28 protein-coding genes are annotated in these 23,037 nt (G+C 63.3%); 18 read left to right on the top strand and 10 right to left on the bottom strand.

What is annotated here, in order from left to right:
• The first annotated feature begins 346 nt into the window (after window positions 1-346).
• The gene (locus A5758_RS09735) at window positions 347-952 is read left to right on the top strand and encodes a GNAT family N-acetyltransferase (protein ID WP_067203814.1); all 606 of its coding nucleotides are present in this window, start codon (window positions 347-349) and stop codon (window positions 950-952) included.
• A gap of 149 nt (window positions 953-1,101) precedes the next feature.
• On the opposite strand, the gene A5758_RS25130 is transcribed toward A5758_RS09735, so the two are convergent.
• On the bottom strand, window positions 1,102-1,413 hold the full coding sequence (locus A5758_RS25130) for a putative quinol monooxygenase (protein ID WP_156622565.1): 312 nt from the start codon (window positions 1,411-1,413) through the stop codon (window positions 1,102-1,104).
• A gap of 597 nt (window positions 1,414-2,010) precedes the next feature.
• On the opposite strand from A5758_RS25130, the gene A5758_RS09725 reads away from it, so the two are divergent.
• The 5 genes from A5758_RS09725 (at window position 2,011) to A5758_RS25700 (ending at window position 5,661) form a co-directional block, all read left to right on the top strand.
• A complete protein-coding gene (locus A5758_RS09725; RefSeq protein ID WP_067203812.1) occupies window positions 2,011-2,781 on the top strand; it encodes an SDR family NAD(P)-dependent oxidoreductase in 771 nt (256 codons plus the stop codon).
• A gap of 72 nt (window positions 2,782-2,853) precedes the next feature.
• Window positions 2,854-3,342 (top strand): peptide-methionine (R)-S-oxide reductase MsrB, encoded by a 489-nt coding sequence (gene msrB / locus A5758_RS09720; RefSeq protein ID WP_067739388.1) that lies wholly within the window; start codon window positions 2,854-2,856, stop codon window positions 3,340-3,342.
• Window positions 3,339-3,896 (top strand): peptide-methionine (S)-S-oxide reductase MsrA, encoded by a 558-nt coding sequence (msrA, locus tag A5758_RS09715; protein ID WP_067203810.1) that lies wholly within the window; start codon window positions 3,339-3,341, stop codon window positions 3,894-3,896. The genes msrB and msrA overlap by 4 nt, the downstream gene beginning before the upstream one ends.
• A 135-nt stretch (window positions 3,897-4,031) precedes the next feature.
• Entirely contained in the window at window positions 4,032-5,120 is a 1,089-nt protein-coding gene (tal, locus tag A5758_RS09710; RefSeq protein WP_067203809.1) for a transaldolase, read from the top strand.
• 265 nt (window positions 5,121-5,385) lie between these two features.
• On the top strand, window positions 5,386-5,661 hold the full coding sequence (locus A5758_RS25700) for a hypothetical protein (protein ID WP_156622564.1): 276 nt from the start codon (window positions 5,386-5,388) through the stop codon (window positions 5,659-5,661).
• A gap of 50 nt (window positions 5,662-5,711) precedes the next feature.
• Here the strand turns inward: A5758_RS25700 and A5758_RS25695 are convergent, their stop codons facing one another.
• Complete coding sequence (locus A5758_RS25695; RefSeq protein WP_156624489.1) at window positions 5,712-5,903, bottom strand: hypothetical protein; 192 nt, start codon at window positions 5,901-5,903, stop codon at window positions 5,712-5,714.
• A gap of 37 nt (window positions 5,904-5,940) precedes the next feature.
• Window positions 5,941-6,756 carry a sigma-70 family RNA polymerase sigma factor gene (locus A5758_RS25125; RefSeq protein ID WP_369816412.1) on the bottom strand — a complete coding sequence of 272 codons (816 nt, stop codon included), beginning with the start codon at window positions 6,754-6,756 and terminating at the stop codon, window positions 5,941-5,943.
• Between the two features lie 643 nt (window positions 6,757-7,399).
• Between A5758_RS25125 and A5758_RS09695 the strand changes: the two genes are divergently transcribed.
• From A5758_RS09695 to A5758_RS26230, 12 genes are all read left to right on the top strand, one after another.
• Window positions 7,400-7,867: a DUF5709 domain-containing protein gene (locus A5758_RS09695; RefSeq protein WP_067739382.1), complete on the top strand. Its 468-nt coding sequence runs from the start codon at window positions 7,400-7,402 to the stop codon at window positions 7,865-7,867.
• Between the two features lie 36 nt (window positions 7,868-7,903).
• The gene (locus A5758_RS09690) at window positions 7,904-9,319 is read left to right on the top strand and encodes an NAD(P)H-quinone dehydrogenase (protein WP_067203805.1); all 1,416 of its coding nucleotides are present in this window, start codon (window positions 7,904-7,906) and stop codon (window positions 9,317-9,319) included.
• Complete coding sequence (locus A5758_RS09685) at window positions 9,319-9,849, top strand: DM13 domain-containing protein (protein ID WP_082939635.1); 531 nt, start codon at window positions 9,319-9,321, stop codon at window positions 9,847-9,849. The genes A5758_RS09690 and A5758_RS09685 overlap by 1 nt, the downstream gene beginning before the upstream one ends.
• 341 nt (window positions 9,850-10,190) lie before the next feature.
• Window positions 10,191-11,558, top strand: a complete 1,368-nt coding sequence (locus tag A5758_RS09680) for an NAD(P)/FAD-dependent oxidoreductase (protein WP_067739379.1) — start codon at window positions 10,191-10,193, stop codon at window positions 11,556-11,558.
• Between the two features lie 198 nt (window positions 11,559-11,756).
• The gene (locus A5758_RS09675; protein WP_067739376.1) at window positions 11,757-12,356 is read left to right on the top strand and encodes a sulfite oxidase-like oxidoreductase; all 600 of its coding nucleotides are present in this window, start codon (window positions 11,757-11,759) and stop codon (window positions 12,354-12,356) included.
• An 8-nt stretch (window positions 12,357-12,364) separates the two neighbouring features.
• Window positions 12,365-13,105 carry a ferredoxin reductase gene (locus A5758_RS09670; RefSeq protein WP_082939274.1) on the top strand — a complete coding sequence of 247 codons (741 nt, stop codon included), beginning with the start codon at window positions 12,365-12,367 and terminating at the stop codon, window positions 13,103-13,105.
• A gap of 18 nt (window positions 13,106-13,123) precedes the next feature.
• Entirely contained in the window at window positions 13,124-13,396 is a 273-nt protein-coding gene (locus A5758_RS09665; protein ID WP_067739373.1) for a DUF6510 family protein, read from the top strand.
• Window positions 13,396-14,046, top strand: a complete 651-nt coding sequence (locus A5758_RS09660) for an RraA family protein (RefSeq protein ID WP_067739370.1) — start codon at window positions 13,396-13,398, stop codon at window positions 14,044-14,046. The genes A5758_RS09665 and A5758_RS09660 overlap by 1 nt, the downstream gene beginning before the upstream one ends.
• Before the next feature lie 273 nt (window positions 14,047-14,319).
• On the top strand, window positions 14,320-14,748 hold the full coding sequence (locus A5758_RS09655) for a Rid family hydrolase (protein WP_067739366.1): 429 nt from the start codon (window positions 14,320-14,322) through the stop codon (window positions 14,746-14,748).
• A gap of 53 nt (window positions 14,749-14,801) precedes the next feature.
• Window positions 14,802-15,314, top strand: coding sequence for a DUF421 domain-containing protein (locus A5758_RS09650; protein WP_067203795.1), 513 nt, complete (start codon window positions 14,802-14,804; stop codon window positions 15,312-15,314).
• Window positions 15,315-15,355: 41 nt separating this feature from the next.
• Window positions 15,356-15,778, top strand: coding sequence for a putative quinol monooxygenase (locus A5758_RS09645; RefSeq protein ID WP_067739363.1), 423 nt, complete (start codon window positions 15,356-15,358; stop codon window positions 15,776-15,778).
• A 156-nt stretch (window positions 15,779-15,934) separates the two neighbouring features.
• Entirely contained in the window at window positions 15,935-16,342 is a 408-nt protein-coding gene (locus tag A5758_RS26230) for a four-helix bundle copper-binding protein (protein WP_082939273.1), read from the top strand.
• Window positions 16,343-16,411: 69 nt separating this feature from the next.
• Here the strand turns inward: A5758_RS26230 and A5758_RS09640 are convergent, their stop codons facing one another.
• The 7 genes from A5758_RS09640 to A5758_RS25690 all read right to left on the bottom strand — a co-directional run bounded on the left by A5758_RS09640 (window position 16,412) and on the right by A5758_RS25690 (window position 22,785).
• The gene (locus tag A5758_RS09640; protein ID WP_067739361.1) at window positions 16,412-17,377 is read right to left on the bottom strand and encodes an NAD(P)/FAD-dependent oxidoreductase; all 966 of its coding nucleotides are present in this window, start codon (window positions 17,375-17,377) and stop codon (window positions 16,412-16,414) included.
• Between the two features lie 76 nt (window positions 17,378-17,453).
• The gene (lpdA, locus tag A5758_RS09635; RefSeq protein ID WP_231987269.1) at window positions 17,454-18,851 is read right to left on the bottom strand and encodes a dihydrolipoyl dehydrogenase; all 1,398 of its coding nucleotides are present in this window, start codon (window positions 18,849-18,851) and stop codon (window positions 17,454-17,456) included.
• A gap of 115 nt (window positions 18,852-18,966) precedes the next feature.
• Window positions 18,967-19,476: a YkgB family protein gene (locus A5758_RS09630; protein WP_067739355.1), complete on the bottom strand. Its 510-nt coding sequence runs from the start codon at window positions 19,474-19,476 to the stop codon at window positions 18,967-18,969.
• 472 nt (window positions 19,477-19,948) lie between these two features.
• A complete protein-coding gene (locus A5758_RS09625; RefSeq protein ID WP_067739461.1) occupies window positions 19,949-21,187 on the bottom strand; it encodes a thiolase family protein in 1,239 nt (412 codons plus the stop codon).
• Window positions 21,188-21,258: 71 nt separating this feature from the next.
• Window positions 21,259-21,600, bottom strand: coding sequence for a GNAT family N-acetyltransferase (locus tag A5758_RS09620; RefSeq protein ID WP_231987261.1), 342 nt, complete (start codon window positions 21,598-21,600; stop codon window positions 21,259-21,261).
• Between the two features lie 245 nt (window positions 21,601-21,845).
• Window positions 21,846-22,616: an SDR family NAD(P)-dependent oxidoreductase gene (locus A5758_RS09615; protein ID WP_067203782.1), complete on the bottom strand. Its 771-nt coding sequence runs from the start codon at window positions 22,614-22,616 to the stop codon at window positions 21,846-21,848.
• A gap of 13 nt (window positions 22,617-22,629) precedes the next feature.
• Window positions 22,630-22,785 (bottom strand): hypothetical protein, encoded by a 156-nt coding sequence (locus tag A5758_RS25690; RefSeq protein WP_156622562.1) that lies wholly within the window; start codon window positions 22,783-22,785, stop codon window positions 22,630-22,632.
• Window positions 22,786-23,037: the final 252 nt, after the last annotated feature.

Genomic DNA, 23,037 nt, shown 5'->3' with positions numbered 1-23,037 from the left:
AGATGTGTATAAGAGACAGGCCCCGCCGACGCTGGGCCAGCACAACGACGACATCCTGGGCGGGTTGGGCCTGTCCGCGGACGAGATCGCGAGACTGCGGGCCGAACGGGTGATCGGTGAGCGGCTGCTCAACGCGTGAGCGGCACCGACACCGTGAATCACGCGGTCGCCCGACAGCCGGTCCGATCACTCTGTTGCTATACCTCTGGGTACTTCATGATGTCCCGGAGTGGGGCGTGTGCCCCAGACGCTACCGCCGGCCGCCGGCCGCAAGTATTCGCCCTTGGCGGGGCCTAGAATTGGGTGACTTGCCCCAGTACGTGTATGACAAACCCAGGAGGCGGAAATGACTGAGCATCGTCACGTCGAATGGGACCCTGACACGCGCCGCATCCTGACGACCCGGCTCTTGTTGCGCCCTTGGCAGCTCGACGACGACACCGCCGCCTATGGGATATACGGGGACGCGGAGGTTTCGCGTTGGCTGTGTCCGGCGCTGCCCTTGATCACCGACGACGCGCACATGCGTCAACTCTTGGGCGCATGGATCGCCGAAAGCGACGCGACCGGCCTGCCCCTGGGCCGATGGGCGATTACCGATAGAGACTCTGGCGACCTGATCGGGGGAGTGGCACTGCTTCCGCTTCCACCTGGCCGCACCGATCTTGAGATCGGATGGCAGGTCGCACCGACGCTGTGGGGTCGCGGCTATGGCGCGGAAGCCGGTCATGCGGTGGCTCATCAAGCATTCACAAATGTTGGTGTCAGTGAGGTCTTCGCAGTCGTGCGGCCAGGCAATCATCGCGGGGTGGCTACGGCGCGGCGAGTGGGCATGGAATGGGTCGGTGAGACGGACAAGTACTACAACTTGCCCCTTGAAATCTACCGACTGAGCAAAGCCGATTTGGATTTGCCAGAGCCGGCCTGCGCACCGGCGCCGGGATCGCAGTAGTCCCGAATACCACAGCGGTGCGGCCCTGCGCTGAACAATCTGGACAAGGCGCGGCCTTTAGCTGTCGCAGGGGGGTCGCCCCGGACCATAGACCGGGGGGCCCCGCTTCCGATGGGTGGTATGACCCAGAGCGCGGGAGGCGCAGGGGCTTAGCGACTCAATACATGGTAGAAGGTGACCTGGGCCTCGCCGCCTTCAGCGAACTGGGCCAACGCTCCCACGCTGAGCGCGAAGTGTTCGGTCTGGACGTGGAGGTCGACACCGTGCTGGTTTCGGAATCGCTGATAAAGTGTGAAATGTCCTGGCTGATCTCGGTCTTCGTGGAGCCGGAAGGTGCTCACGTCTCCTTCGGCCAGCGACTGCGGGATTAGCTCAGCAAGCGCACGCCGCAAGTCGTCTCCTCTGCCTGGCAAGGCCGTGGCCTCGGTGATCAGCACCACTTCTTCATCTGCGCCGTACATGGTTGACACTCCTTCATTGTCGCCCCAAGGCTGTGAACAATCACGGCACCGAGTAATTAACCTGCGCCCGCCGCCATCTCGTGTACACGTCGTCACATCGGTGGTTGCCTTTAGGCATACGCTCCAACGTCGCCTGTCGCCGCGTGTAATCGCAACCGCCGGGTAAACGTATTCGCAGCCACTTTACTTCCCGGTCTTTGTTTCTGAGCATTACAACCCGCTTCCGTCAATACAGTCATGACTCGCCAGCACCGGCTGCACCGGTTCTCAACTGGGCGCTGGCTCCTCACCGAAGCGCGAAGCTCTCGTCCCCTGATCGCCCGGGTTAATTTCGCGAAGCTTCGCCCCTCACGCGGTGATCGACGGCGAACGCCGTCACGGTATTGCGGTGTCAGCAGTTGATCTCGCGCCGCGCCAGAACTCACCCGGGTGAAACAACGCCGGGGTGATGACAGCTCACCCCGCCGGGCAGCAGATTGATACCAGTTAGAGGTAGACACGCATTGCGCCGGGTGTAATCGCCAGGGCTACAACTGTTCTTGCCGGGTAAAGGGCCCAGCAGGAGTCGCCGAGAATGAACAGCAGAAAGGTCTCACCATGCACTTCGATTCCAAGAAGGTCATCGTCCTCGGGGGCAGTGCCGGTATGGGGCGGCAGGTCGCCGTGGATATTGTGCGGCACGGCGGCAGTGCGGTGATCGTCGGCCGGTCTAAGGACCGCGTTGATGACACCGTGGCCGAACTGACCGCTGGGGGTGGTCAGGCCTGGGGGATCACCGCTGAGTTGACGGATCGGAGCGCGGTCGGCGACGTTCAGCGCGTGGTCTCCGAGCACCACGGCGATGCGACGTTGTTGGTCAATGCGGCTGGATTCTTTGTTCCCAAGCCGTTTCTCGAGTACGACGCGTTGACCTATGACTCGTACATGGAGCTCAACTATGCCTTGTTCTTCCTGACGCAGACAGTCGTTGAGGGCATGATCGCCCGCGGGGAGGGTGGCTCCATCGTCAACATCGGCAGCATGTGGGCACATCAGGCGATTGCTCTGACGCCGTCGTCGGTGTACTCGATGCAAAAAGCCGGGCTGCACGCGCTGACCCACAACCTCGCGATCGAGCTTGCCGAGCACAAGATCCGCGTCAACGCGGTGGCACCGGCCGTCGTGAAGACTCCCCTCTACGAGGGCTTCATCCCGAAGGACGAGATCGACGCCACGCTTGACACTTTTGCGCCGCTTCACCCCCTGGGACGCGTCGGCACCCCCGCCGACGTCGCCAACGCCGTGACGTACCTGCTCTCTGATGAGGCCAGTTGGGTCACCGGCGCGATTCTCAACGTCGACGGCGGCATCATGGCGGGCCGCAACTAACCCGGCAACGACGCTGGACGGGACGAAATACAAAGCGCAGCACACCAAGGCTGCGTGAACGAAGGAGATCGAGTGTCACACAATTACAGCAAGAACCGCGCCGCGGTTGACGCGCTAACCCCCGAGCAATACCGCATCACCCAGGAGAGCGGCACGGAGCTTCCGTTCACCGGCGAGTACTGCGACAACCATGAACCCGGCATCTACGTTGACATTGTTTCTGGCGAACCGCTTTTCGCCTCGGTGAACAAATTCGACAGTGGAAGCGGCTGGCCCAGCTTCACCCAGCCCATCGACGCGGACAGCCTTGTTGAGAAGCACGACCGCAGCCACTTCATGGATCGAGTCGAGGTGCGATCAGCCCAAGCGGACAGCCATCTGGGCCACGTATTCCCGGATGGCCCTGCAGAAGCGGGCGGGTTGCGCTACTGCATCAACTCGGCATCTCTGCGATTCATCCACCGCGACGACCTGGAAGCCGAGGGTTATGGGCAATATCTGCACTTGTTCACACAGGATGGATCGGAGCAACACCAAAGCGTCGGCGAGCAGAAATCATGACTGACAATAAGATCGCCGTTCTTGCCGGCGGCTGCTTTTGGGGCATGGAGGACCTGTTCCGCAAGCAGCCCGGTGTGGTATCCACCCGGGTCGGCTACACCGGTGGCAGCAACACGCATCCCACCTACCGCAATCACCCCGGCCACGCGGAGGCACTTGAAATCACCTACGACCCAGACGAGACCGATTACCGGGCACTGCTGGAATTCTTCTTCCAGATCCACGACCCGACCACGAAGAACCGTCAAGGCAACGATGTCGGAACCAGCTACCGGTCAGCGATTTTCTATCTGGACGACGAGCAGAAGCAAATCGCAGTGCGCACCATTGCCGACGTCGAAGCATCAGGCCGCTGGCCCGGCGCAGTCGTAACCGAGGTCAACCCGGCCGGCGAGTTTTGGGAAGCCGAACCCGAGCACCAGAACTACCTGCAGCGGTATCCATCCGGCTACACCTGCCACTACGTCCGCCCGGAGTGGGCGTTGCCCAACCGCGGTGACGGTGCGGGCGGCGCGGGGGCAGTCACGCCGGAACATGCCGAGCCGACTCAATAGCGACGTGGGCTCGGTAACTCCGCCTGATTGGCAGGTGCTGCTGAGTGCGTACGCGCCGTTGGTGCTCTATCGGGCCGTATGTGGTGTGGGATGGGTTCTACCGCGACTCGGCCCCCGGCGAGCGGCGGTGACGGGATGACTCAGAACCCGAATCTGGCTGCACTATCACTGGCGGGGGTATCGGTCTGGCTGGATGACTTGTCGCGCAGCCTGCTGCAGTCCGGCAAGCTGCGGCAGTTGATCGACACGAGAAGCGTTGTCGGCGTGACCACTAACCCGTCCACCTTTGAGCGCGCACTGACACACGGGCGCGCCTACGATGGCCAGATTGCCGAGCTCACGGGCCGCGGTACCGATATCGATACCGCAGTCCGCACGGCGATCACCGACGACGTTCGGGCGGCCTGCGATGTGCTCCGCCCGCAGTGGGAGGCGTCCGACGGCGTCGACGGGAGAGTTTCCATTGAGGTCGACCCGTCGCTGGCGAACGACACCGATGCAACAGTCACGCAGGCCGTCGAGCTGGCCAAGGTCGTCGACCGGCCCAACGTGTTCATCAAAATACCGGCGACCACAGCGGGGCTGCCGGCGATCACCGCCGCGCTGGCCAAAGGTGTCTCAGTCAACGTCACGCTGATCTTTTCTGTCCAACGGCATCGAGCCGTGATGAACGCCTATCTGGCCGGTGTCGAAGCCGCCAGCCAGGCGGGCGTTGACATATCTCAAATCCACTCTGTGGCATCGCTGTTCGTATCCAGAGTGGACACCGAAGTCGACAAGCGACTCGAGGTGATCGGCACCGATGAGGCGCTCAGACTGCGAGGACAGGCGGGCATTGCCAACGCGCGATTGGCCTACGCGGCCTACCAGCAGGTCTTCGAAGCCGAGCCTCGCTTCGCCGCGCTGCGCGCCGCGGGTGCTCGCGTGCAACGGCCGTTGTGGGCCTCCACGGGTGTAAAAAACGCCGCTTACCCTGACACGATGTACGTCACGGAACTCGTGGCACCAAACACGGTCAGCACCATTCCTGAACCGACGCTGGAGGCGGTGGCCGACCACGGCGTCATCGCCGGTGAAACCATGGCGGGCCAGGCGGTGCACGCGCGGGAAGTGTTCGACCGGCTGACGACGGTCGGTGTCGATCTGCCCAATGTGTTCGCCGTACTTGAACACGACGGGGTGTCCAAATTCGCGGCGTCCTGGTCGCGGACGCTTCAACGCTGAATACTTTGCGGCTCTGTAACTGTCACTCAGCTAGGAGACCGATCAGATGTCCCCCTCGGGTGGGTCCTGGATTTGATCGAACAACAAGGAGGGAACTGTGACCGGCTACGTCGCTGGCGTCATTGGTGGCATTGTCGGCGGACTCGCAATCGCCGCGCTAGGCATGGCCTACGGTGCGGCGAGTGGGCGGGGTTTGTGGGCGCTGCCCAACAGCATCGGCGGCCTCACTCTGGGCCCAAGGCGCGCCCACACTAGGATGTTTGGAGTGGCCACCCTCGTCGGCGTCGCCCTCCACGTCCTACTCTCGGCCGTATTCGGCATCGCTATCGTCCTTCTCGCGCAGGATTTCACGCACGCGTACCTCGCGACTGGTCTGGTGGCCGGCGTGGCGCTGTGGCTCATAAATTATGTTGGCATCGGCGCGATCCATGTTGGTGCACGGGGCGTCGCGAAGGTAAATCCCGTGCCGATCGCCCTCGGGCTTCACCTGTTATTCGGATTCATTACTAGCGTGGTCGCTGTTTCGATCCTGCGAGCGTGAGGCCTTTCGGTCACGGAAGACCGCAAACGCAGGCTCGTAATCTATTGCAACTAGGCTTCTTCCAATGCTTCACCAAGTGATTGAAGAACCTTGTTGTGCTGCGCGTTGACAAGCGTGTGGCCCACCACCAACGCAGCGACGACGGGCCATTCCATGATCCCGAACAGGGCCATTGCACCGACGCCGGCATAGAACGCCAGATGTTCCGGTGCCGGTAGCATCAGGCCGATGCTCCAGGGCAACGACGGGGTAACCGTATGCGGGGACTGAGCTCTCGCTTTATCCATCACGTCCCTTGATCTCCCGCCCGATCACATGAACTCGACGACGATGCCCGGATCGTTCTCGACGCGGGTCCGTGCAAACGGCTGTCAGCGCCCCGAGGGGACCATGTAGCGAACATGCAGGATCAGCCTTGCCTTTCACCGTCGATGCCGCCCCGGAACCGTCGTGATCAGCGCCTGCCGGATGCTGTTGGTTGCCTCTGACTGACGCGTTGTCGGTCGTTCTCGGAGCATGGTCGACTGCGGAGTCGAATAGCAATTCGCGCAATTGTTTTCGACCGCGGTTCAGCCTCGAACTTACGGTCCCTTGCCGGGAGTCGGTCATGGCGGCGATCTCCTTGTAGGAGTATCCGCCAATGTCGGCAAAGTACACGACGATGCGAAACTGCTCGGGCAGCCCCATCATTGCCGCCTTGAGGTCGGGGTCTGGCAGCAGTTCGAGGGCCTGGTCTTCGGCCGACCGGAGGCCCCCGGGCGTGTGTGGGGCACTGGCCGCTAGCTGTCGATCGGTGATCTCACCACTCGGATGTTGCGCGGGACGGCGCTTTTGCCTCCTATAGCCGTTGATATGGGTGTTGGTCATGATCCGCCGCAGCCATGCTTCGAGGTTTGTGCCTGGCTCGAACGCGCGGAAACCGGCATAAGCATGGAGCATTGTTTCTTGCACCAGATCCTCCGCGTCCACTCGGTTGGAGGTCATCCGGAGAGCTTGCCGATACAGGGGTTCAAGGAGCGGGACGACGGCGCTTTCAAATTGAGCGGTCAGCGGGACGTCTGGCGCCTTTGTACATTCGGCGCGTACGCGGCCCACGCTACGTTCCCTCCCTCGCGAAAAGCAGTGGCACGCCTAGATACTGGCCATCGCTTGCCCGAGTCAGGCACGACCGAACCGGGGGGGACCGGTGCGGGAGAACGGTCCGGGCACCCGAGGAACGCGGGGACCAAAAGCGCGAGCGTCTGGATGCGGCGGCGCCGGTCAGTGCATCGTCTTCTTCCGGCCGCTGTACATGCGCTGCCTTGGCCGCGCCTGCGTTCAGGCGCGTTTCTTCCATGGCCGATCCCCGAATCACGCGGCCCTGGCCGCGGGTACGGCATTTTCTTGCGTCCACAACACCTCCGGTTGTCATTCCGGTGCCAGGGTCCACCGCCGGGGGGTGAGTGGTCATCACCCGACGGGGCAATTCATCCGGGTGAGCGGCACGTGGTCGTGAACGCCATCCACAAACTCAACACCAACCGGGTCGTGCATCGACTGCTGCGGTGAACTTGCCGGCCCGCTCCACCGGTCTTGACGATTCGTCTGCCGTCGATCACCCGGGTGAGTGGCGGAGGTGGGCGACGACAGTTCACCCCTCTGCGCGTCATGATCAGAACATCTTCAGCTGCGCAGGTGTGTGCCGTTGTCTCGGCACAGCAGCGGACCCGCCAGCGCAATAAGACCTGGCAGATACGGAATGGAGAGGGCACCGATGGGGATTTCTGAATTCGACGATGTGCAGGCCCATCTCCTCGAACCAGAAGAAAGCCTGGACTCAGAAGAGACTGGCATCGACCTCGACGAGGGCTACTCACCCCCGGAACGGCCCCGTGAACTGCGAGCGTGGGGTCTCACCGCGAGGGAAGCGCGGACCCATGAAAGCCTGGCGCGCCGACTGGCCCGTGAGGTGCCCGAAGTGACCGATCAGTGGGATGGCGACGGAATCGGTGATAGCGCCGACAGCGATGGGGAGCCAATCGACGATCAGGTCGGCGACATGCGCGCAGGTCGGCTCGTCGCGTTCGACGTCGACCCCACGGATCCTGGTGCCGATTACCTTGCCCACGACGTCGGTATTGACGGCGGCGCTGCCTCGGCTGAGGAGGCCGCCATGCATATCATCGGCGACGAAGACACCCGCGCCGGTGGGGAATGGCGTCCCTGATGACCCGTCGTCCGGCCCGTCGGTGAAATTTCACCTGTGGTGACCCGTGTTGTGATCCTCGGCGGCGGCCCGGCCGGCTACGAGGCGGCATTGGTTGCAGCTGCACGAGATCCGGCCGTAGCCCGCGTCACCGTCGTCGATTCCGACGGGGTGGGCGGCGCCGCGGTGCTGTGCGACTGCGTGCCGTCGAAGACCTTTATTACCTCCACGGGGCTGCGCACTGAACTGCGACGGGCAACCCGCCTGGGTTTCGACATCCACATTGACGACGCCAAGATCTGTTTGGCGGAGATCCACCAGCGGATCAAGATGCTCGCTACCGAGCAATCGGTGGATATCACCGCCCAGCTGCTGAGCTTGGGTGTCGAGTTGATCGCGGGCCGCGGCGAGCTGGTTGATGCGGCTCCCGGTCTGGCCCGGCACCGCGTCAAGGTGAGCGCGCGCGACGGCAGCACCACGATCCGCGATGCCGACGTGGTGTTGATCGCCACCGGCGCGAGCCCCCGGGTCCTGCCGTCGGCGCATCCCGACGGCGAGCGCATCCTGACCTGGCGCCAGCTCTACGACCTGGATTCGTTGCCTGATCACCTCATCGTGGTGGGATGCGGGGTGACCGGCACCGAATTCGCCAACGCCTACATCGAACTGGGCGTGACCGTAACGGTGGTGGCCAGCCGCGACCGAGTGTTGCCGTACGAGGACGCCGACGCCGCGCAGGTGCTCGAGGAATCGTTCGCCCAACGCGGCGTCAAACTGATCAAAAACGCCCGGGCGCAATCCGTCAGGCGGACCGGCGACGGGGTGCTACTGACAATGACTGACGGCCGCACCGTAGAGGGCAGCCACGCATTGATGACACTTGGGTCAGTGCCCAACACCGGCCGGCTGGGTTTACAGCGCGCGGGCATCGAACTCGGCCCCGGTAATTACATTGCCGTCGACCGGGTGTCGCGGACATCGGTCGCGGGCATTTACGCGGCGGGGGACTGCACTGGTGTTCTGCCGTTAGCCTCGGTTGCCGCCATGCAGGGCCGGATCGCGATGTATCACGCGCTTGGTGAAGCCGTTAATCCGCTCCGGCTGCGCACCGTCGCGGCGACGGTGTTCACGCACCCAGAAGTCGCGACGGTCGGCGTCTCGCAGACCGCGATCGACGACGGCTCGATTCAGGCCCGCAGCATCATGCTGCCGTTGAAAACCAATGCACGAGCGAAAATGTCGGAGCTGCGCCAGGGCTTCGTCAAACTATTTTGCCGGCAGGACAGCGGCGTGATAATCGGGGGCGTGGTGGTCGCGCCGATCGCTTCGGAATTGATATTGCCGATCGCGATGGCTGTTCAAAACCGGATCACGGTCGACGATTTGGCGCGGACGCTTGCGATCTATCCGTCGCTGTCCGGCTCGATCACCGAGGCGGCGCGCCGGCTCATAGCCCGCGACGATCTGAACTGATGGACGAACTGATTCGGCCGACGCGGGCTCGGTGGTGGCAGGAATGGTTGGTGCCGCATCGCGTCGCTCGACTAGCGATTGCCATCATCGGAGTGCCGGTGGCCCTGTGGTGGCTGCAACCGTGGAAGTTGTTGACCAGGACCACCGCCGATGAACCTCTGCCGCGTGGAGCGCAGACGACCCACTGCGGCGAGTTCACGGGCCACATCCACCGAACCAGCGGGGTTGCGCGCCTGCTAACCCTAGGCGACGGGGCGCAGATTCTGCGGCTGGAAAATCTGCATACCATTTTGGGACCACGACTGCGCGTATGGCTCAGCGATGCACCGGTCGACGATGCCAGATTTCCATGGCGAAAGTTTGGGCATTGCAAGCACATAGACCTCGGGAGCCTACGCGCCAACCGCGGTAACGCCGATTACGCCGTGCCCAACGGTGCCGACACCGGCGCGCTCGGCAGCGTAGTTCTGTGGTGCGAGCGCTTCGGTGTGTCCTTCGGCGCGGCGCAATTGCGACCCCCGACCCAATGAGTCCCTCCGCCCGGCCCGTCGCCAAGCCGTATTAGTCGCGCATCCTGTGCCGCGAGCGCACGATTCACCGCACTTCAGGGCGCCGCGGAGAATCCCTTGAAGCGGGCGTCACTCAATGCATTCGATGCAACAGATCGCAGCTTGCGCGAAATCACCCGGGTGAATCGTGCTGAAGAGTGATGACAGAAGGCCCAGGCCCGGGCGATGCTCGTGCTGGAGATCTCCACAGCCGTCTACCACGCCGCAGTCGAGGACTCCGTGGCCGGCCAAGGAACAGCAGACCTCATGCGATCGATCCCCGACACCAGGTGGATACCCGAATACCAGACAGGAGAAGAGATATGGAGGCGGTCCCAGTTCACCGTCAACCGCAGAAGGCGGAACCGACCACCTCGGTTGTGATCGTTGGCAGCGGGTTCGCCGGTTTCGAGTGCGCGCGCCGACTGGTCCGACGGCTAGACAGGGCGGGTGCCTCGGATGTGAGGGTGACCATTGTTTCACCGGTCGATTACCTGCAGTACACGCCTTTGCTCGCGGATGTGGCCGGTGGGCTCGTCGACCCGCGGTTTGTCTGTGTTCCGCTGGCCGGAACGCTCAAGGGCGTGCGGGCGGTGCGCGGCCAGGTCGATAGCGTTGACTTCGATCGGCATATGCTGTCGTTCACCGATCCGGAGGGTCGGGTAGGGACGCTGTCGTGGGATCGGCTGGTCTTGACACCAGGCTCGGTGACCCGCGTGTTCGATACACCCGGTTTGGCCGAATACGCGCACGGACTGAAGTCGACGGCCGAGGCGCTGTATCTGCGTGATCGTGTGATCGAGCAGTTGGAACTGGCTTGCGTCGACGAAAACGAGGAGCGCGCGGCCGCGCGACGCACGATTGTCGTTGTCGGTGCGTCGTATTCCGGTTCCGAATTGGCGGCGCAGCTCCGCGCGCTCGCCGACGCAGCGGCGAAGCAGATGGGCTTTGATCGGGCCTCGGTGCGGTTTGTGCTGGTGGACTTGGCCAATCAGGTCATGCCCGAGCTGGGGCGGAAGCTAGGCGACGCTGCGATGCGTGTGCTGCGCTCTCGCGGAATCGACGTGCGGTTGGGCACGACCCTCAGGGAAGTTCACGCCGATCATGTTGTGCTCATCGATGGTTCGCGCATCGACGCTTACACGGTAGCGTGGGTGGCTGGCGTGAGCCCGTCACCGTTGATCGCCACGCTGGGATTGGAAACCGAGCGGGGCCGGCTCAAGGTACGGGCCGATTTGCAGGTACCAGGTCATCCCGACTTGTTTGCCGCGGGCGACGCCGCCGCCGTTCCGGATCTAACCCGGCCGGGCAAGATCGCACCGCCCACAGCACAGCACGCGACCCGACAAGGTAAGACACTGGCCCGCAACGTCGCGGCGAGTCTCGGCTACGGCCAGCGAAAGGACTATCGCCACAGCGACCAGGGTATGGTGGTCGACTTGGGTCCGCGCTACGCCGTCGCCAATCCGCTCGGCGTGCACCTGTCGGGCTATGCCGCAAAGTTTGTCGCCCGCGCCTACCATCTTTACGCGCTTCCCCGGCCCGTCAACCGCTGGGCGGTCGCACTCGCATACCTCACCGACGTCTTCTTCGCCCGCACCGTGTTGTCAATGGGATTTGTTTTCGGCGCCAACCCTCAATTCGCGGCCAGCGGAGTCGCCCAGCTACCGAAGGCAGCGGGGGCAGAATGAGATTCAACGACCCCACTGTTGTTTCTGGCCGCGGACGCACCGCCTGTCCTTTCCTCCAACAGAGAACAGATTGCGGTATCCCACGGCGCTGCTGGCGGCGATACGACGGCACCGTACGTGATCGCCGCGGTCGTATTCCAGCAGCACATCCAGCCCCCGCCTTGTTCGGGTTGATCACTACAGCAACACGGAGCACCAATGACTATCGTCAACAAAGGATTTCGCGGACGTCGCGCTGAGTCGGGCCCCGATCTGCCGCCCGGCCAGCATCTGACCGACGACTTCCCTGTCTTGCAAGCAGGGCCGACTCCTCGGATCGATCTCGATCGCTGGCGATTCACCATCCGCGACGAGCTTGGCGCCGAACACTCGTGGACCTGGGCGAAGTTCAAGCGCCTGCCCTGCGAGCGTCTCAACGTGGACATCCACTGCGTTACCACGTGGTCCAAGCTGAATACCAAGTGGGAAGGCGTTTCTCTGGACACACTTTTCGAATCGATCGACACCGCAGCCGGATTCGCACTGGTCGGTTCCTACGGCGGCTACACCACCAACCTTCCCTTGGGCGACCTTCTCGGCGGCAAGGCCTGGATCGTCTACGCGTACCAGGGCGCACCGCTTGGCGCGGTGCACGGCGGCCCGGCGCGGCTCTTGGTGCCGCACCTGTATTTCTGGAAGTCCGCGAAGTGGGTGAGATCCATCGAGCTGCGCGACAGTGACACGCCGGGATTCTGGGAGCGGTTGGGCTACCACAGCTACGGCGACCCGTGGCGAGAACAACGCTACGCCGGCGATTGACGGCGGCCGTGGATCTTCAGGTGAAACCGAAGTTGCAGTGGCGGGTTGCCCGCGTGGTGGACTCTGAACCCGAGACGGGGTCCGCGCAAACGATCGGGCTGACCGTGCCGGGCTGGAGCGGCCACTCGGCGGGTCAGCACGTCGATCTCAAGCTGACTGCCGAGGACGGGTACAGCGCGCAACGCAGCTACTCACTGAGCAGACCAGCCGACGGCGAGCGCATCGAGCTCACTGTGCAGCAGATTCCAGACGGGGAAGTCTCGCCCTACCTCACCGGGCTCACCGCCGGCGATGAGGTCGAACTTCGAGGACCCATCGGCGGCTGGTTCGTCTGGCGGCCTGACGAGGGGGACCGGATTCTGCTCATTGGTGGCGGATCGGGAATCGTGCCGTTGATGGCCATGCTGCGACAGCGGGTAGTGATGGGCAGCGCCGACTTTCGGTTGGTCTATTCGGTTCGCAGTCCCGACGACGTGTACTACGCCCAAGAGCTGCGCCGGCTCGAGAGAAACTGTGACTGGCTGCAGATCGCGCTGGTCTACACCAGGGTGGCCGCGCCGCGGACAACCCGGCCGCCCGGCCGGGTCCGCGCCGCTGACCTCGTGTCGACGGATTGGGCGCCCGACCATGTTGCGCGCGTCTACGTTTGCGGTCCAACGGGGTTCGTGGAATCGGTGACCGCGAAGCTGATCGAGCAGGGGCATCAGCCGTCGGCCATCCGGACCGAGCGGTTCGGGCCGAGCAGCTAATCAAGGAAACGAGGAGCGATGACCGAACCAACGCACGTCGACGGCAACGCGGTCGCTGGCGCCTTTGCAGAAGTGCTGGGATTCGACGTCACCGCCGTGAAGTTGACCTGCGGGAAATGTTGTCGCAGTGGGGCCTTCGCCGAGAGTCACGTCTATCACCGCGGGCCCGGCATCGTGGTGCGCTGCCCCTGCTGCGAAAACGTCCTGGCCCGGCTTGTGCAAACGCCCACCGATGTGTGGTTGGACTTCCGCGGCGCCGAGTCCTGGCGTGTCCCGATCCCGGCGGACTGATGGAGTCACTCGACGCACTCGCTGGTCGGGTGCGCACCGCCGACATCGTGGACGCCATGGGGCGACTGCACCGACATCGGTGTCATCTCCTCGACCTGGTGAGCCCCACTCCCGGTCGCCAGCTGTTCGGCCCCGCGGTGACGATCTCCTACTTCCCGACGTGCCGGGCCGCGCTCCCGCCCGAGCGCTACAACTTCAAGAGGTTGTTCTACGACGCCATCCAAGGCGGCGCCGAAGGGCGCGTGCTGGTCCTGGCCAGCAATGGCTGCACGGACGCGTCACTGGGCGGTGGGACAAAGTTATCGCGGGTTCGAAACCATCGGCTCGCAGGCATTCTCGCGGACGGGCGGCTGCGCGACTTCGCCGAGCTCGAACGCTTCGACATCGCCATCTATTGCCGCGGCGAGACAACGCGGTGGGGCGGCGACTCCGTCACCCCCTTCGAGGTGAACCGTCCCGTCGTGGTCGCCGGGGTGACCGTCCGTCCCGGCGACTACGTCTTCGCCGACGCCTCCGGCGCCGCCGTCATACCCGCCGCCGATGTGCGCGCTGTGCTATGCGCCGCCAACCAAGTCGCGGCGGAGGACGCGGCGGCGATCGCCACCATCAGATGCGAAACTCCAACCACACCGGGAAACAATGAGAACTGAGCGCCCGGTGCGGGAAGAATTTGGGGCATCGGCCGCGGGGGCGACTTGCTCGAGCGCGCCCCAGTCGAGAATCCGCACCGCAGACTCGATTCATCGTCGGCCGCTCACCCGGGTGAATTGCGCAGCCGGATGACGACATCTCGCCCCGTCCGCACCGATAGTGGTCGTTGATCTGAGTCGGTGACCTCCAACGCCTGGACCGACCGCCCTTCTCGGACAACATATCTGGCGCAACAACTCCGGCTCAGGAATCTATGACGAGAGGAAGACCCTATGGCCAAGCCCGAATTTTTCGACACACCCGGATACGGCGAGATCGCCCGCACCCGTAACCACTACAGGCAAGCGTTGCGCATCGGCGATCGCATCGAGATCTCGGGCCAAGGCGGCTGGGAGGCGGACTTCTCCTTGTCGGCCACATCCCTGGAAAAGGAGATCGTCAAGGCGTTCGACAACGTCGAAAAGACCCTCGCCGAGGCGGGGGCCACCTGGAGCGACGTCGTGAGCGTCCACTCCTACCACGTTCCCACCGCCGACGAAGCCATTGGTGATGAACATATGTCGGTGATGGTGGACCAGTTCAGCAAGCGGTTCGGCGAAAACCCGCCGTTGTGGACCGCGTTGGGCGTAGAAGCGCTCGCACTACTCAACCAGCATGTCGAGATCGAGGTCGTCGCCATCGTCGGTCCCGGCGGCAAGTAGACGTCGGTATCAGGCCGCCGAAGTCGACGACTCACCCGTGGAACGGAGGCAGCGTGGACCGCATTCTTCATGCCCTGATCGGTGACGCGCCTGGCGCCGTCGATGCCGCCATCAAAACCTCGACCCTGTTTCTCACGGCTGCGATCCTGTTCCGGTTTATGGAGCGCCGCACCCTCGCCGAATTCGCGCCGTTCGACTGGATCGCTGCGGTAGCCGCCGGAGCCATCGTCGGTCGGGCTGCTACTGCCAGCGATAGCTCGTGGCTGAACGCAACCGTGGCGCTCATTTGCCTTCTTGCCGCCCACGCGGTACTTGCGAGATTGCGCTTCATTCCGGGGATTCGACGTTTTATCGATCCGCCTCTTAAAGTGCTGATCCGCAACGGCCGCGTCGACCGACGGAGCCTGCGTCGATGCGGAATGACCACCGCCGATCTCGAGGCTGTACTACGACAGCACGGACACGAAAGCTCCGATCGTGTTCACCTCGCGATCTTCGAAGCCAAAGGTGCCATCTCCATTCTGTTGACGGATGGGGGATGTGATCGGCATGGGGCTCGAGTTTGATGCGCCGGCGGCGATTATCGTGTCCGCCATGTCGGAGTCGATTGCAGCGCATCACCAAAGCGATTGATGTCGATGGATCGATGTCCCAGCCGCGTCCGCTGCACCCGTTCTATGCCGATGGAATTCACGGCATACGAGAAGAAGAGATGGAAATGGATGACACTGGTGACGTTGTGCTGATCGCCGAAGCGACAGCGCGACCCGGTAAACGAGACGAGTTGCTGCGCTCTCTCCTCGATGACCTCATTCCTAAGGCGCTGGTCGAACCGGAGGTCTACGTGTTCCGGCTTCACGAGGACCGCGATCAGGCCGGTCACTTCATGCTCTATGCATGGTTCCACGACGGAGGATCGACCGAATCACGGCTCGCCACAGAATATTCCGCCGCCATATCTAGAGTTCTAGCCGAGGTGGCCGAAGGTGGCCACCCCATGATCACCTGCTACGAGGTGCTCACGGAATAGGGCCGATTCGGTCGCGGCTCCCAACGCTCCGCAATCACGCGCATATCAGCCGGTACCGAGGGGGAGTCGATCTGCAATGGGCGTAGCACCCCACTAAACGGCGTTGGCTTTATGCCACAGACGATGTCAGTTTCAAACAGATTGGAGAAGGGTTCAATGGGCACCGTTAGCAGCATGCTGGATACTTATCCCAGGGATCTCGGTCGTATAGACAGGGCCAAATTGATCCGATGTATCGAGACCTGTCTAGAGTGCGCTCAAGCCTGCACGGCGTGCGCGGATTCTGACCTGAGCGAAGAAAGGGTCGCTCACCTCACGAAATGCGTTCGCACAAACCTCGACTGTGCCGACATGTGCGCGACGACCGGCCGCGTACTGTCTCGTCACACCGAATACGATGCAAATATCACCCGGGCGGTGCTGGAGGCATGCGCGGTCACCTGTAAGGCTTGCGCCGACGAATGCGATCTGCACTCAGCACATCATGAGCACTGTCGCATTTGCGCCGCCGTGTGCCGCCGCTGCGAGGAAGCGTGTCGCGAGCTTCTCGCCTCATTGGGCTGAACGATCCTCGTGCACAACCGGTGTCACTCACGAAGAGATCTGAGTGAGCGGGGCATGGGGGACGCGCTTTCAGCCCGGAAGTCGGCCGCGGGGCGGTGGGAAATTGCGATTAGTGATCCAGCGCAGACCGTCGAGTGCAGCCGCGCAACCGCTGGCTGCGGCGGTGATCGCTTGGCGGTAGCGCCGGTCGATTAGGTCGCCGGCGGCGAATACGCCGTCCACCGAGGTGTGGGTCGTCTCGTCGCGCGTTCGGACGTGACCGCGGCTGTCGAGGTCGAGAAGCCCCTTCAATCGATCCGAGCGAGGCATCTGTCCGACGGCGACGAACACCGCGGCAATGTCGATGTCGTAATCGGCAGTGCTATCGGTGTTGCGCACCCGGAGGCCGGTGACGTGGTGTCTGCCGTGGACGGCCAGCACTTCACTGGACGTCAGGATCGTGACGTTCTGATGGGCGCGCAACCGAGCGACGGCTATTCCCGATGCCCGTAGCCGGGGGCGGTGGTGGACGAGGGTCACGTGGCGGGCCCGGGATGCAAGATAGAGCGCCTCTTCGGCCGCGGCGTCGCCACCGCCGACGACAGCGACCGCGCAACCGGTGAACTGCGCACCGTCGAGTTTGGCGCTGGTGCTAACTCCGTGGCCCAAGAGGTCGCGCTCGCCGGGAACATTGAGCGGCCGGTTGATGGAGCCCATCGCGAGGACGAGGGCGCGGGCGTGGTGCAGTTCGTCGTGTATGGCGATCGTCTTGATGTCGCCGTGGAGATCGAATCGGTCGACGTCGCCTGCGTGAAGCTCGGCGCCGAAACGCTGTGCCTGGTCGCGCATCGCAGCCGCCAGCGCGGGTCCACACACGGACGGAGCAATACCGGGGTAGTTGTCCACCGGCCCAGCGGCCATCAGTGCACCACCGGGCGCCTCGCCCTCCATGACGAGGGTGTCCAGTCCGGCTCGCGCGGTGTAAATCGCCGCGGTGTAGCCGGCGGGGCCCGACCCGACGATGATGACATCCCGAACCTGGCTCGCGGATCGCATCAGGTGGTGCTGTGTTGGGCGGGCCGTGCAGCGTTGCGGAGTTGGCCCGTGGTCAGCGCGCGCCTCGCCGTCGGAGTCATAGGTTGATGGCGTGTCCCGTGAGGGCGTGGAAGCATTCCTGTAGTCCCTCGCCGAGCGTGGGGTGGGTGTGCACATTGCGGGCCAGCTCGGTCGCGGTCAAGTCCCAGAGTTGGGCGGCGGTGAGTTCGGGGAGTAGCTCGCTGACTTCGGCGCCGACGAGGTGGGCTCCGAGTAGCTCGCCGTGCGCGGCGTCGGCGATGATTTTGATGAAGCCTGCGCGCTCGCCTAGTCCGTGTGCTTTGGCGCTGGCCTGCATGGGGAAAGTGGCTACCCGTATGTCGTAACCGCTGGCGCGGGCCTGGTCTTCGGTATAGCCGAAGCTGGCGACTTGGGGTTGACAGAACGTCACGCGCGGCATCATGCGGTAGTCCAAGGGCATGGTCGGGGCGCCGGCGATGGTTTCGGCTGCGATGACTCCCTGGGCCGAGGCGACGTGGGCGAGTTGAACTTTGGCGGTGACGTCGCCGATCGCGAAGACGTGGGGAGCCGAGGTGCGCATGCAGTCGTCGATGTCGATCGCCCCACCTGTCGTGAGGTGCACACCCAGCTTGTCGAGGCCGAGATTTTCGACGTTGGGGCAAAAGCCGATGCAGATGAACGCGCGGGCGGCTTCGACTGAGGTGGCGTGGCCGTTGCGGTCATCGTGGGTGACGGTGACGTGGTTGCCGTGGTCGATCACCGAGTCCACCCGGGTGTTGGTGTGGATGGGGATGCCGCGGCGTCGGTACTGGCGGGTCAATTCCTTTGACACGTCGGCGTCTTCGTTGGGGAGTGCACGGTCGGCGTACTCGAGTATTTGGATGTCGACGCCGTAGCTGTTGAGGATGTAGGCAAATTCCATGCCGATTCCGCCGGCCCCGATGATGACGATGGACTCGGGTATTGTTGCGTCGAGGATCTGCTGTTCATACGTCACGATGTTGTCGCTGAGGGTGACCCCGGGCAGCATCCGCACCCGTGAGCCGGTGGCGATGATGGCGTTGTCGAAGCGGAGGCTGGTCGTGCCGCCGTCACGTAGCTCTACGTCCAGTGTGTGTGAGCCGCTGAAGCGGCCGCGGCCGTCGATTTCGGTGATCTTGTTTTTGCGCATCAGAAAGTGGACGCCGCGGACTCGGGCGTCGGCAACTTCGCGGCTACGTGACACGGCACGCGCGTAGTCGAGGTGGATGTCACCACGTATGCCGAACTCGTCCGCCTGATGGGTCACGATGGAGGCGATCTCGGCGTTGCGCAGCAAGGCTTTTGACGGAACACACCCGGTGTTGAGGCAGACCCCGCCCCAATAGCGTTCTTCGATGATCGCGACGGTCATGCCGAGTTGGGCCGCGCGGATGCCGGCGACGTATCCGCCCGAGCCGGCGCCCACGACCACCAGGTCATACTGGCGGGGGATTGATGTGCTCATCGCTCGGCGCCTCCCTGTGGTGATGAGTAAAGCGGCTGCGTCGGTTCATCTCTCAACGGCGGGGCGCCAGTGCCGGTGCCCCGCCGTGGTCGCGGGCCAAGAATCAGACCGACAGTGCCTGGCGTTGTCGAGTTGCACTGATGGAGTCCGCCAGCAGCCACAGGGCCAAGCCCAGCAGCGCGATGTCTTTCATGAGGAATTCGCCATTGGCCGACAGGACGGGGAAGCCACCCGCGGTCGGTTCACCGATCCCGGGCGTGCTGACCATAAAACTGAGCGTGCCAAGGAAGAACGCTGTCGCCATCACACCGCCGATCACCGAAGCCTTCGGATACCACGGCCTCAAGGCCAGCAACGCTGCGATCACCAACTCGGCCGACCCTAGTACTCGGCCGAACGCGCTGATCGACATGATGTGATATACCCAGCTCAAAAACGGGCTGTGGGCCACTAACGGTGAAACGCCGTGGGATTCGTAGTAGGTGAATTTCATTGCGCCGAACCACGCTATGACGACGACCAGCCCGTAGCGCGCGATGAGTGGTGCGGCTCCTACCCGTCGTAACACATGATTCGTCCGCCCACTGTCCTCCGTGGTCTCGCCCACAGCCATGAGATCCCTCTCCTTTCATTGCATTTACTTGCCATTCGCCAGGATCGGTGGTTCTGCACGCGCATCACCCCGAACTGAGGTGTTCGTCCACTCAAGTGGTCAAGGCGATACAAGCCCAACGAGACCGGTGCCTGCGCGGAAAGGATCCGCACGCTTTGTCGACTATGAGCTTGCTGCCGGGCCGGGTGAGATGGCATCACCCCCGAAACCGATTCACCCGGGTGAAGACGATCGGCGGTCTTGGCCCCAAGGGGCGGTGGCGTCCCACAACTCGGGTCTGCGGAGGTGCTGCATACTGAATGTCCAGCTCTCGTCGATGTCGTACGATTTCGTCGGTGTCGCTGTTCAGCCAATCGGCACGGCAGATCGATCGTTTCCGACATCGGCTTCCTGCGCTGTCCGGCGCCTGTGTCAGATGAGGTGGGCGACGCGAACCCCTACCATGGGATATTTGCCCAGTGCAATACGTATTCTATTCTGCGCCAACATTTTCCAGAATAACTGCTACTGCCTGTCCGGAGCCGATGCAGACACCAATCACCCCATAACGGGCGCCTCTCTCACGCAATTCGGTCGCCAGCGTCAACAGATAGCGAGTTCCCGTAGCCCCGAAAGGATGTCCGATCGCAACGGCGCCACCATTGGGTGTCAGCTTGTCGTCGGGAACCAGGAAACCATCCAGCTGGTTTGGCAATTCCCGCAGTACGCCGAGCGCCTGGGCGCTGAACGCCTCGTGCACCTCCCAGACGTCGATCTGCTCGGGAGACAGCCCTGCCCGGCGGATCGCGGCCGGGATTGCCCATGCAGGTGCCACGCCCATGATGAGGGGGTCGATGCCATAGACCGCACTGGACACCACTCGGGCCAACGGCTCGACGCCGAGTTCGCTGGCGCGCTCCCCGGAAGCGATGACTACGGCACTGGCACCATCACTTAAGGGCGAGGAGTTCCCCGCCGTCATTTGGGTCGTACCGGGTTGGGCCGGCAAAGCCGCCAGCACCTCGGCGGTCGTGTCATCGCGGATGAACTCATCATGTTCTGCCAACCGGGCAGGCGCCTTTTTCGTCGCCGGGATCATCACAGCCATAATCTCTTTGGCTAGCCGACCTCGATCGCGGGCCGCCTTCGCATGTTGCTGGGATCGCACTGCGAAGGCGTCGATCTCCTCGCGGTTCAGTGAGTAGCGGTCGGCGACATTCTGCGCGGTCTCGATCATGCTGATGTAGGCGTTGCGGGCCAGCAGCACCGGGTTGGGCGGCCCGCCAGCGCCGCTCCACATGGTGTCAAGCATGAGAACCGGACCTCGGGGACTGAACGCGGCGCCGCCCTTCATCAGCGCCCACCCCGATCGCGACATCGACTCGACTCCACAGGCGATACCCACCCCGAGGTCGCCGGCCTTGATCGCGTGGCTGATGGTCACCGCCGCGCTTAGTGATGATCCGCAGAATCTGTTCACGGTGACCCCGGCCACCGTGTCAGGAAATCCGGCAGCCAACGCCGCCCACCGGGCGACGTCGCCCATGCCTTCGTGAGCTGGGTTCACGCAACCCGCCACGATGTCTTCCACGGCATCGAGTGGCACACCCAGCCGGTCGCAGGCGCCCTTCATCGTCATACCCAGCAAGTCATCGGCCCGGATACCCGACAGCGTGCCGCCATAGCGGGTGAACGGAGTTCGTACACCCCCCAAAACATAAGCCTCAGTCATCTCCACCCTTTTCGAATGCATCGAGTCGGAAGGCCTCATTCATCCGTTGGCAGGAGGCCCGAAAATTTTCATCAGCCAGCCGCGCTGTCCGGAGCCGCCGGCGCAGCGGGCCGCGACACGGGACGGAGCAATCCCTGATATTGGTCGGCCACCAGGTCCCGGTATTCAGGATGGCGCAGAATGTAGTCACCCGTGATCTTGCACCGCGGAATGACCGTGTGTCCGGCTCGCCGGATCAGTGCGAGCACACCACTGATCATCGCCGAGGAGACGCCCCGATCGCGCCATTGCGTATCGACTTCGGTGGCCATCAACACGATGTGGCCGCGGTAGCGGCGGTAGGGCTGCCGACCGATCACCTGGTCGCCTAAAGTGGCCTCGAACCGACCGTCTTGGGCGTTGTCTGTGATCACCGTCTGTAGTCCATCGTGGGCACTGCGTTCGATACTGCCCATCGGCCTTGGCGATTCACTCACAATCACGTATCCCTTCCATGTCATCACAGCCGCCAAGTACGGCGGAAATCAAGCGTGGGCAACCGCGGCCACGTGATCGTGCCCGGCCTTGCTAATCGCTGACTGCCTGTCATCCGGTCAGCAGCCGATCAACCTGTGCGCCAGAATATTTAGGGCCGATTCCTGCCTGGCCGCCCGAACGGTTAGTTGCGGCCGGCCATGATGCCGCCATCGACATTGAGAATCGCGCCGGTGACCCAACTGGCTTGTTCGGAGAGCAGATAGGTGACGGCGTTGGCGACGTCGGCGGGGGTGCCCACTCGTCCGAGCGGATGAAGCGGCGCGAATGTCTGCAGGGTGTCGTCGATCTCGTCTTTCGGGATGAACGCTTCATAAAGCGGGGTCTTCACGACCGCAGGTGCCACCGCGTTGACGCGAATGTCGTGCTGGGCAAGCTCGATGGCGAGATTGTGGGTGAGCGCATGCAGCCCGGCTTTTTGCATCGAATACACAGACGAGGGCGTCAAACCAATGGCCTGATGTGCCCACATGGCGCCGATGTTGACGATGGAACCGCCCTCACCGTTGGCGATCATGCCCGCAACGACGGTCTGGGTCAGGAAGAACAAGGCATAGTTCAGCTCCAGATACGAGTCATAGGTGACCGCGTCGAGCTCGAGAAACGGCTTCGGGATGAAGTATCCGGCGGCGTTGACCAGTAGTGTCGCGTCGTCGTGCTGCTCAGACAGCGCACGCTGCACATCCGCGACGGCAGCGCGGTCCGTCAGCTCGGCGGCGATGCCCCAGGCTTGGCCCCGCCGGCTCGTCAGCTCGGCGACGGTGTCATCGACACGGTCCTTCGAGCGTCCGACAATCACCGCGCTGCCGCCGTGATCGACGACGTCGAGCGCGACCTGCCGCCCCATACCGGCACTGCCACCGACCACAACGATCTTCTTGGCCTCAAAATGCATATCAGGTTCCCTTCTAGTTCTCCTCGACGGCTTCGGCTGTGCCGCTGCCCTTCTGGATCCATTCGCCAAGACATACGACGCCCATGCTGCGACGTCCCCACAAGCGGGGCGACAATCCCGCCCGGATCCGTTCGTACTGAGGCTGCGGCCAGGCGAGGTGAGCTGTCATCACCCCAACCACCTATTCACCCGGGTGATCGAGGCGATGTGGTGAAGTTCTCACCTGTCCTGGCGCCACCATCGGGTGCCATCGGCAGTGCCCGTGAGAGTGATGCGCGGGTCGCTAGGTCCGTGCGGATCGCGTCGGCTTCGGCGAATCTGCAGCTGGTGCGCACGTGCCTTCGGTGTTCGACGGCTGCGCTGTCACCTCGGCAGGGGTGGCCTCTCGGCACGGGAGTAGTCGAGACTCACGTCGCCGGAG

Source organism: Mycobacterium sp. 852014-50255_SCH5639931 (assembly GCF_001665605.1).
In the GTDB taxonomy this organism is placed as follows: Bacteria; Actinomycetota; Actinomycetes; order Mycobacteriales; family Mycobacteriaceae; genus Mycobacterium; species Mycobacterium paraffinicum.
The sequence above is the reverse complement of the archived record's forward strand: the minus strand, read 5'-3'. Positions and strand labels throughout refer to the sequence as shown.

What these genes read in the sequence shown, in the direction of transcription:
- A5758_RS09735 (WP_067203814.1), top strand. Translation starts at nt 347, where the DNA reads ATGACTGAGCATCGTCACGTCGAATGGGACCCTGACACGCGCCGCATC.
- A5758_RS25130 (WP_156622565.1), bottom strand. Translation starts at nt 1,413, where the DNA reads ATGTACGGCGCAGATGAAGAAGTGGTGCTGATCACCGAGGCCACGGCC.
- A5758_RS09725 (WP_067203812.1), top strand. Translation starts at nt 2,011, where the DNA reads ATGCACTTCGATTCCAAGAAGGTCATCGTCCTCGGGGGCAGTGCCGGT.
- msrA (WP_067203810.1), top strand. Translation starts at nt 3,339, where the DNA reads ATGACTGACAATAAGATCGCCGTTCTTGCCGGCGGCTGCTTTTGGGGC.
- tal (WP_067203809.1), top strand. Translation starts at nt 4,032, where the DNA reads ATGACTCAGAACCCGAATCTGGCTGCACTATCACTGGCGGGGGTATCG.
- A5758_RS09695 (WP_067739382.1), top strand. Translation starts at nt 7,400, where the DNA reads ATGGAGAGGGCACCGATGGGGATTTCTGAATTCGACGATGTGCAGGCC.
- A5758_RS09685 (WP_082939635.1), top strand. Translation starts at nt 9,319, where the DNA reads ATGGACGAACTGATTCGGCCGACGCGGGCTCGGTGGTGGCAGGAATGG.
- A5758_RS09680 (WP_067739379.1), top strand. Translation starts at nt 10,191, where the DNA reads ATGGAGGCGGTCCCAGTTCACCGTCAACCGCAGAAGGCGGAACCGACC.
- A5758_RS09675 (WP_067739376.1), top strand. Translation starts at nt 11,757, where the DNA reads ATGACTATCGTCAACAAAGGATTTCGCGGACGTCGCGCTGAGTCGGGC.
- A5758_RS09665 (WP_067739373.1), top strand. Translation starts at nt 13,124, where the DNA reads ATGACCGAACCAACGCACGTCGACGGCAACGCGGTCGCTGGCGCCTTT.
- A5758_RS09660 (WP_067739370.1), top strand. Translation starts at nt 13,396, where the DNA reads ATGGAGTCACTCGACGCACTCGCTGGTCGGGTGCGCACCGCCGACATC.
- A5758_RS09655 (WP_067739366.1), top strand. Translation starts at nt 14,320, where the DNA reads ATGGCCAAGCCCGAATTTTTCGACACACCCGGATACGGCGAGATCGCC.
- A5758_RS26230 (WP_082939273.1), top strand. Translation starts at nt 15,935, where the DNA reads ATGGGCACCGTTAGCAGCATGCTGGATACTTATCCCAGGGATCTCGGT.
- A5758_RS09640 (WP_067739361.1), bottom strand. Translation starts at nt 17,377, where the DNA reads ATGCGATCCGCGAGCCAGGTTCGGGATGTCATCATCGTCGGGTCGGGC.
- A5758_RS09630 (WP_067739355.1), bottom strand. Translation starts at nt 19,476, where the DNA reads ATGGCTGTGGGCGAGACCACGGAGGACAGTGGGCGGACGAATCATGTG.
- A5758_RS09625 (WP_067739461.1), bottom strand. Translation starts at nt 21,187, where the DNA reads ATGACTGAGGCTTATGTTTTGGGGGGTGTACGAACTCCGTTCACCCGC.
- A5758_RS09615 (WP_067203782.1), bottom strand. Translation starts at nt 22,616, where the DNA reads ATGCATTTTGAGGCCAAGAAGATCGTTGTGGTCGGTGGCAGTGCCGGT.
- A5758_RS25690 (WP_156622562.1), bottom strand. Translation starts at nt 22,785, where the DNA reads ATGACAGCTCACCTCGCCTGGCCGCAGCCTCAGTACGAACGGATCCGG.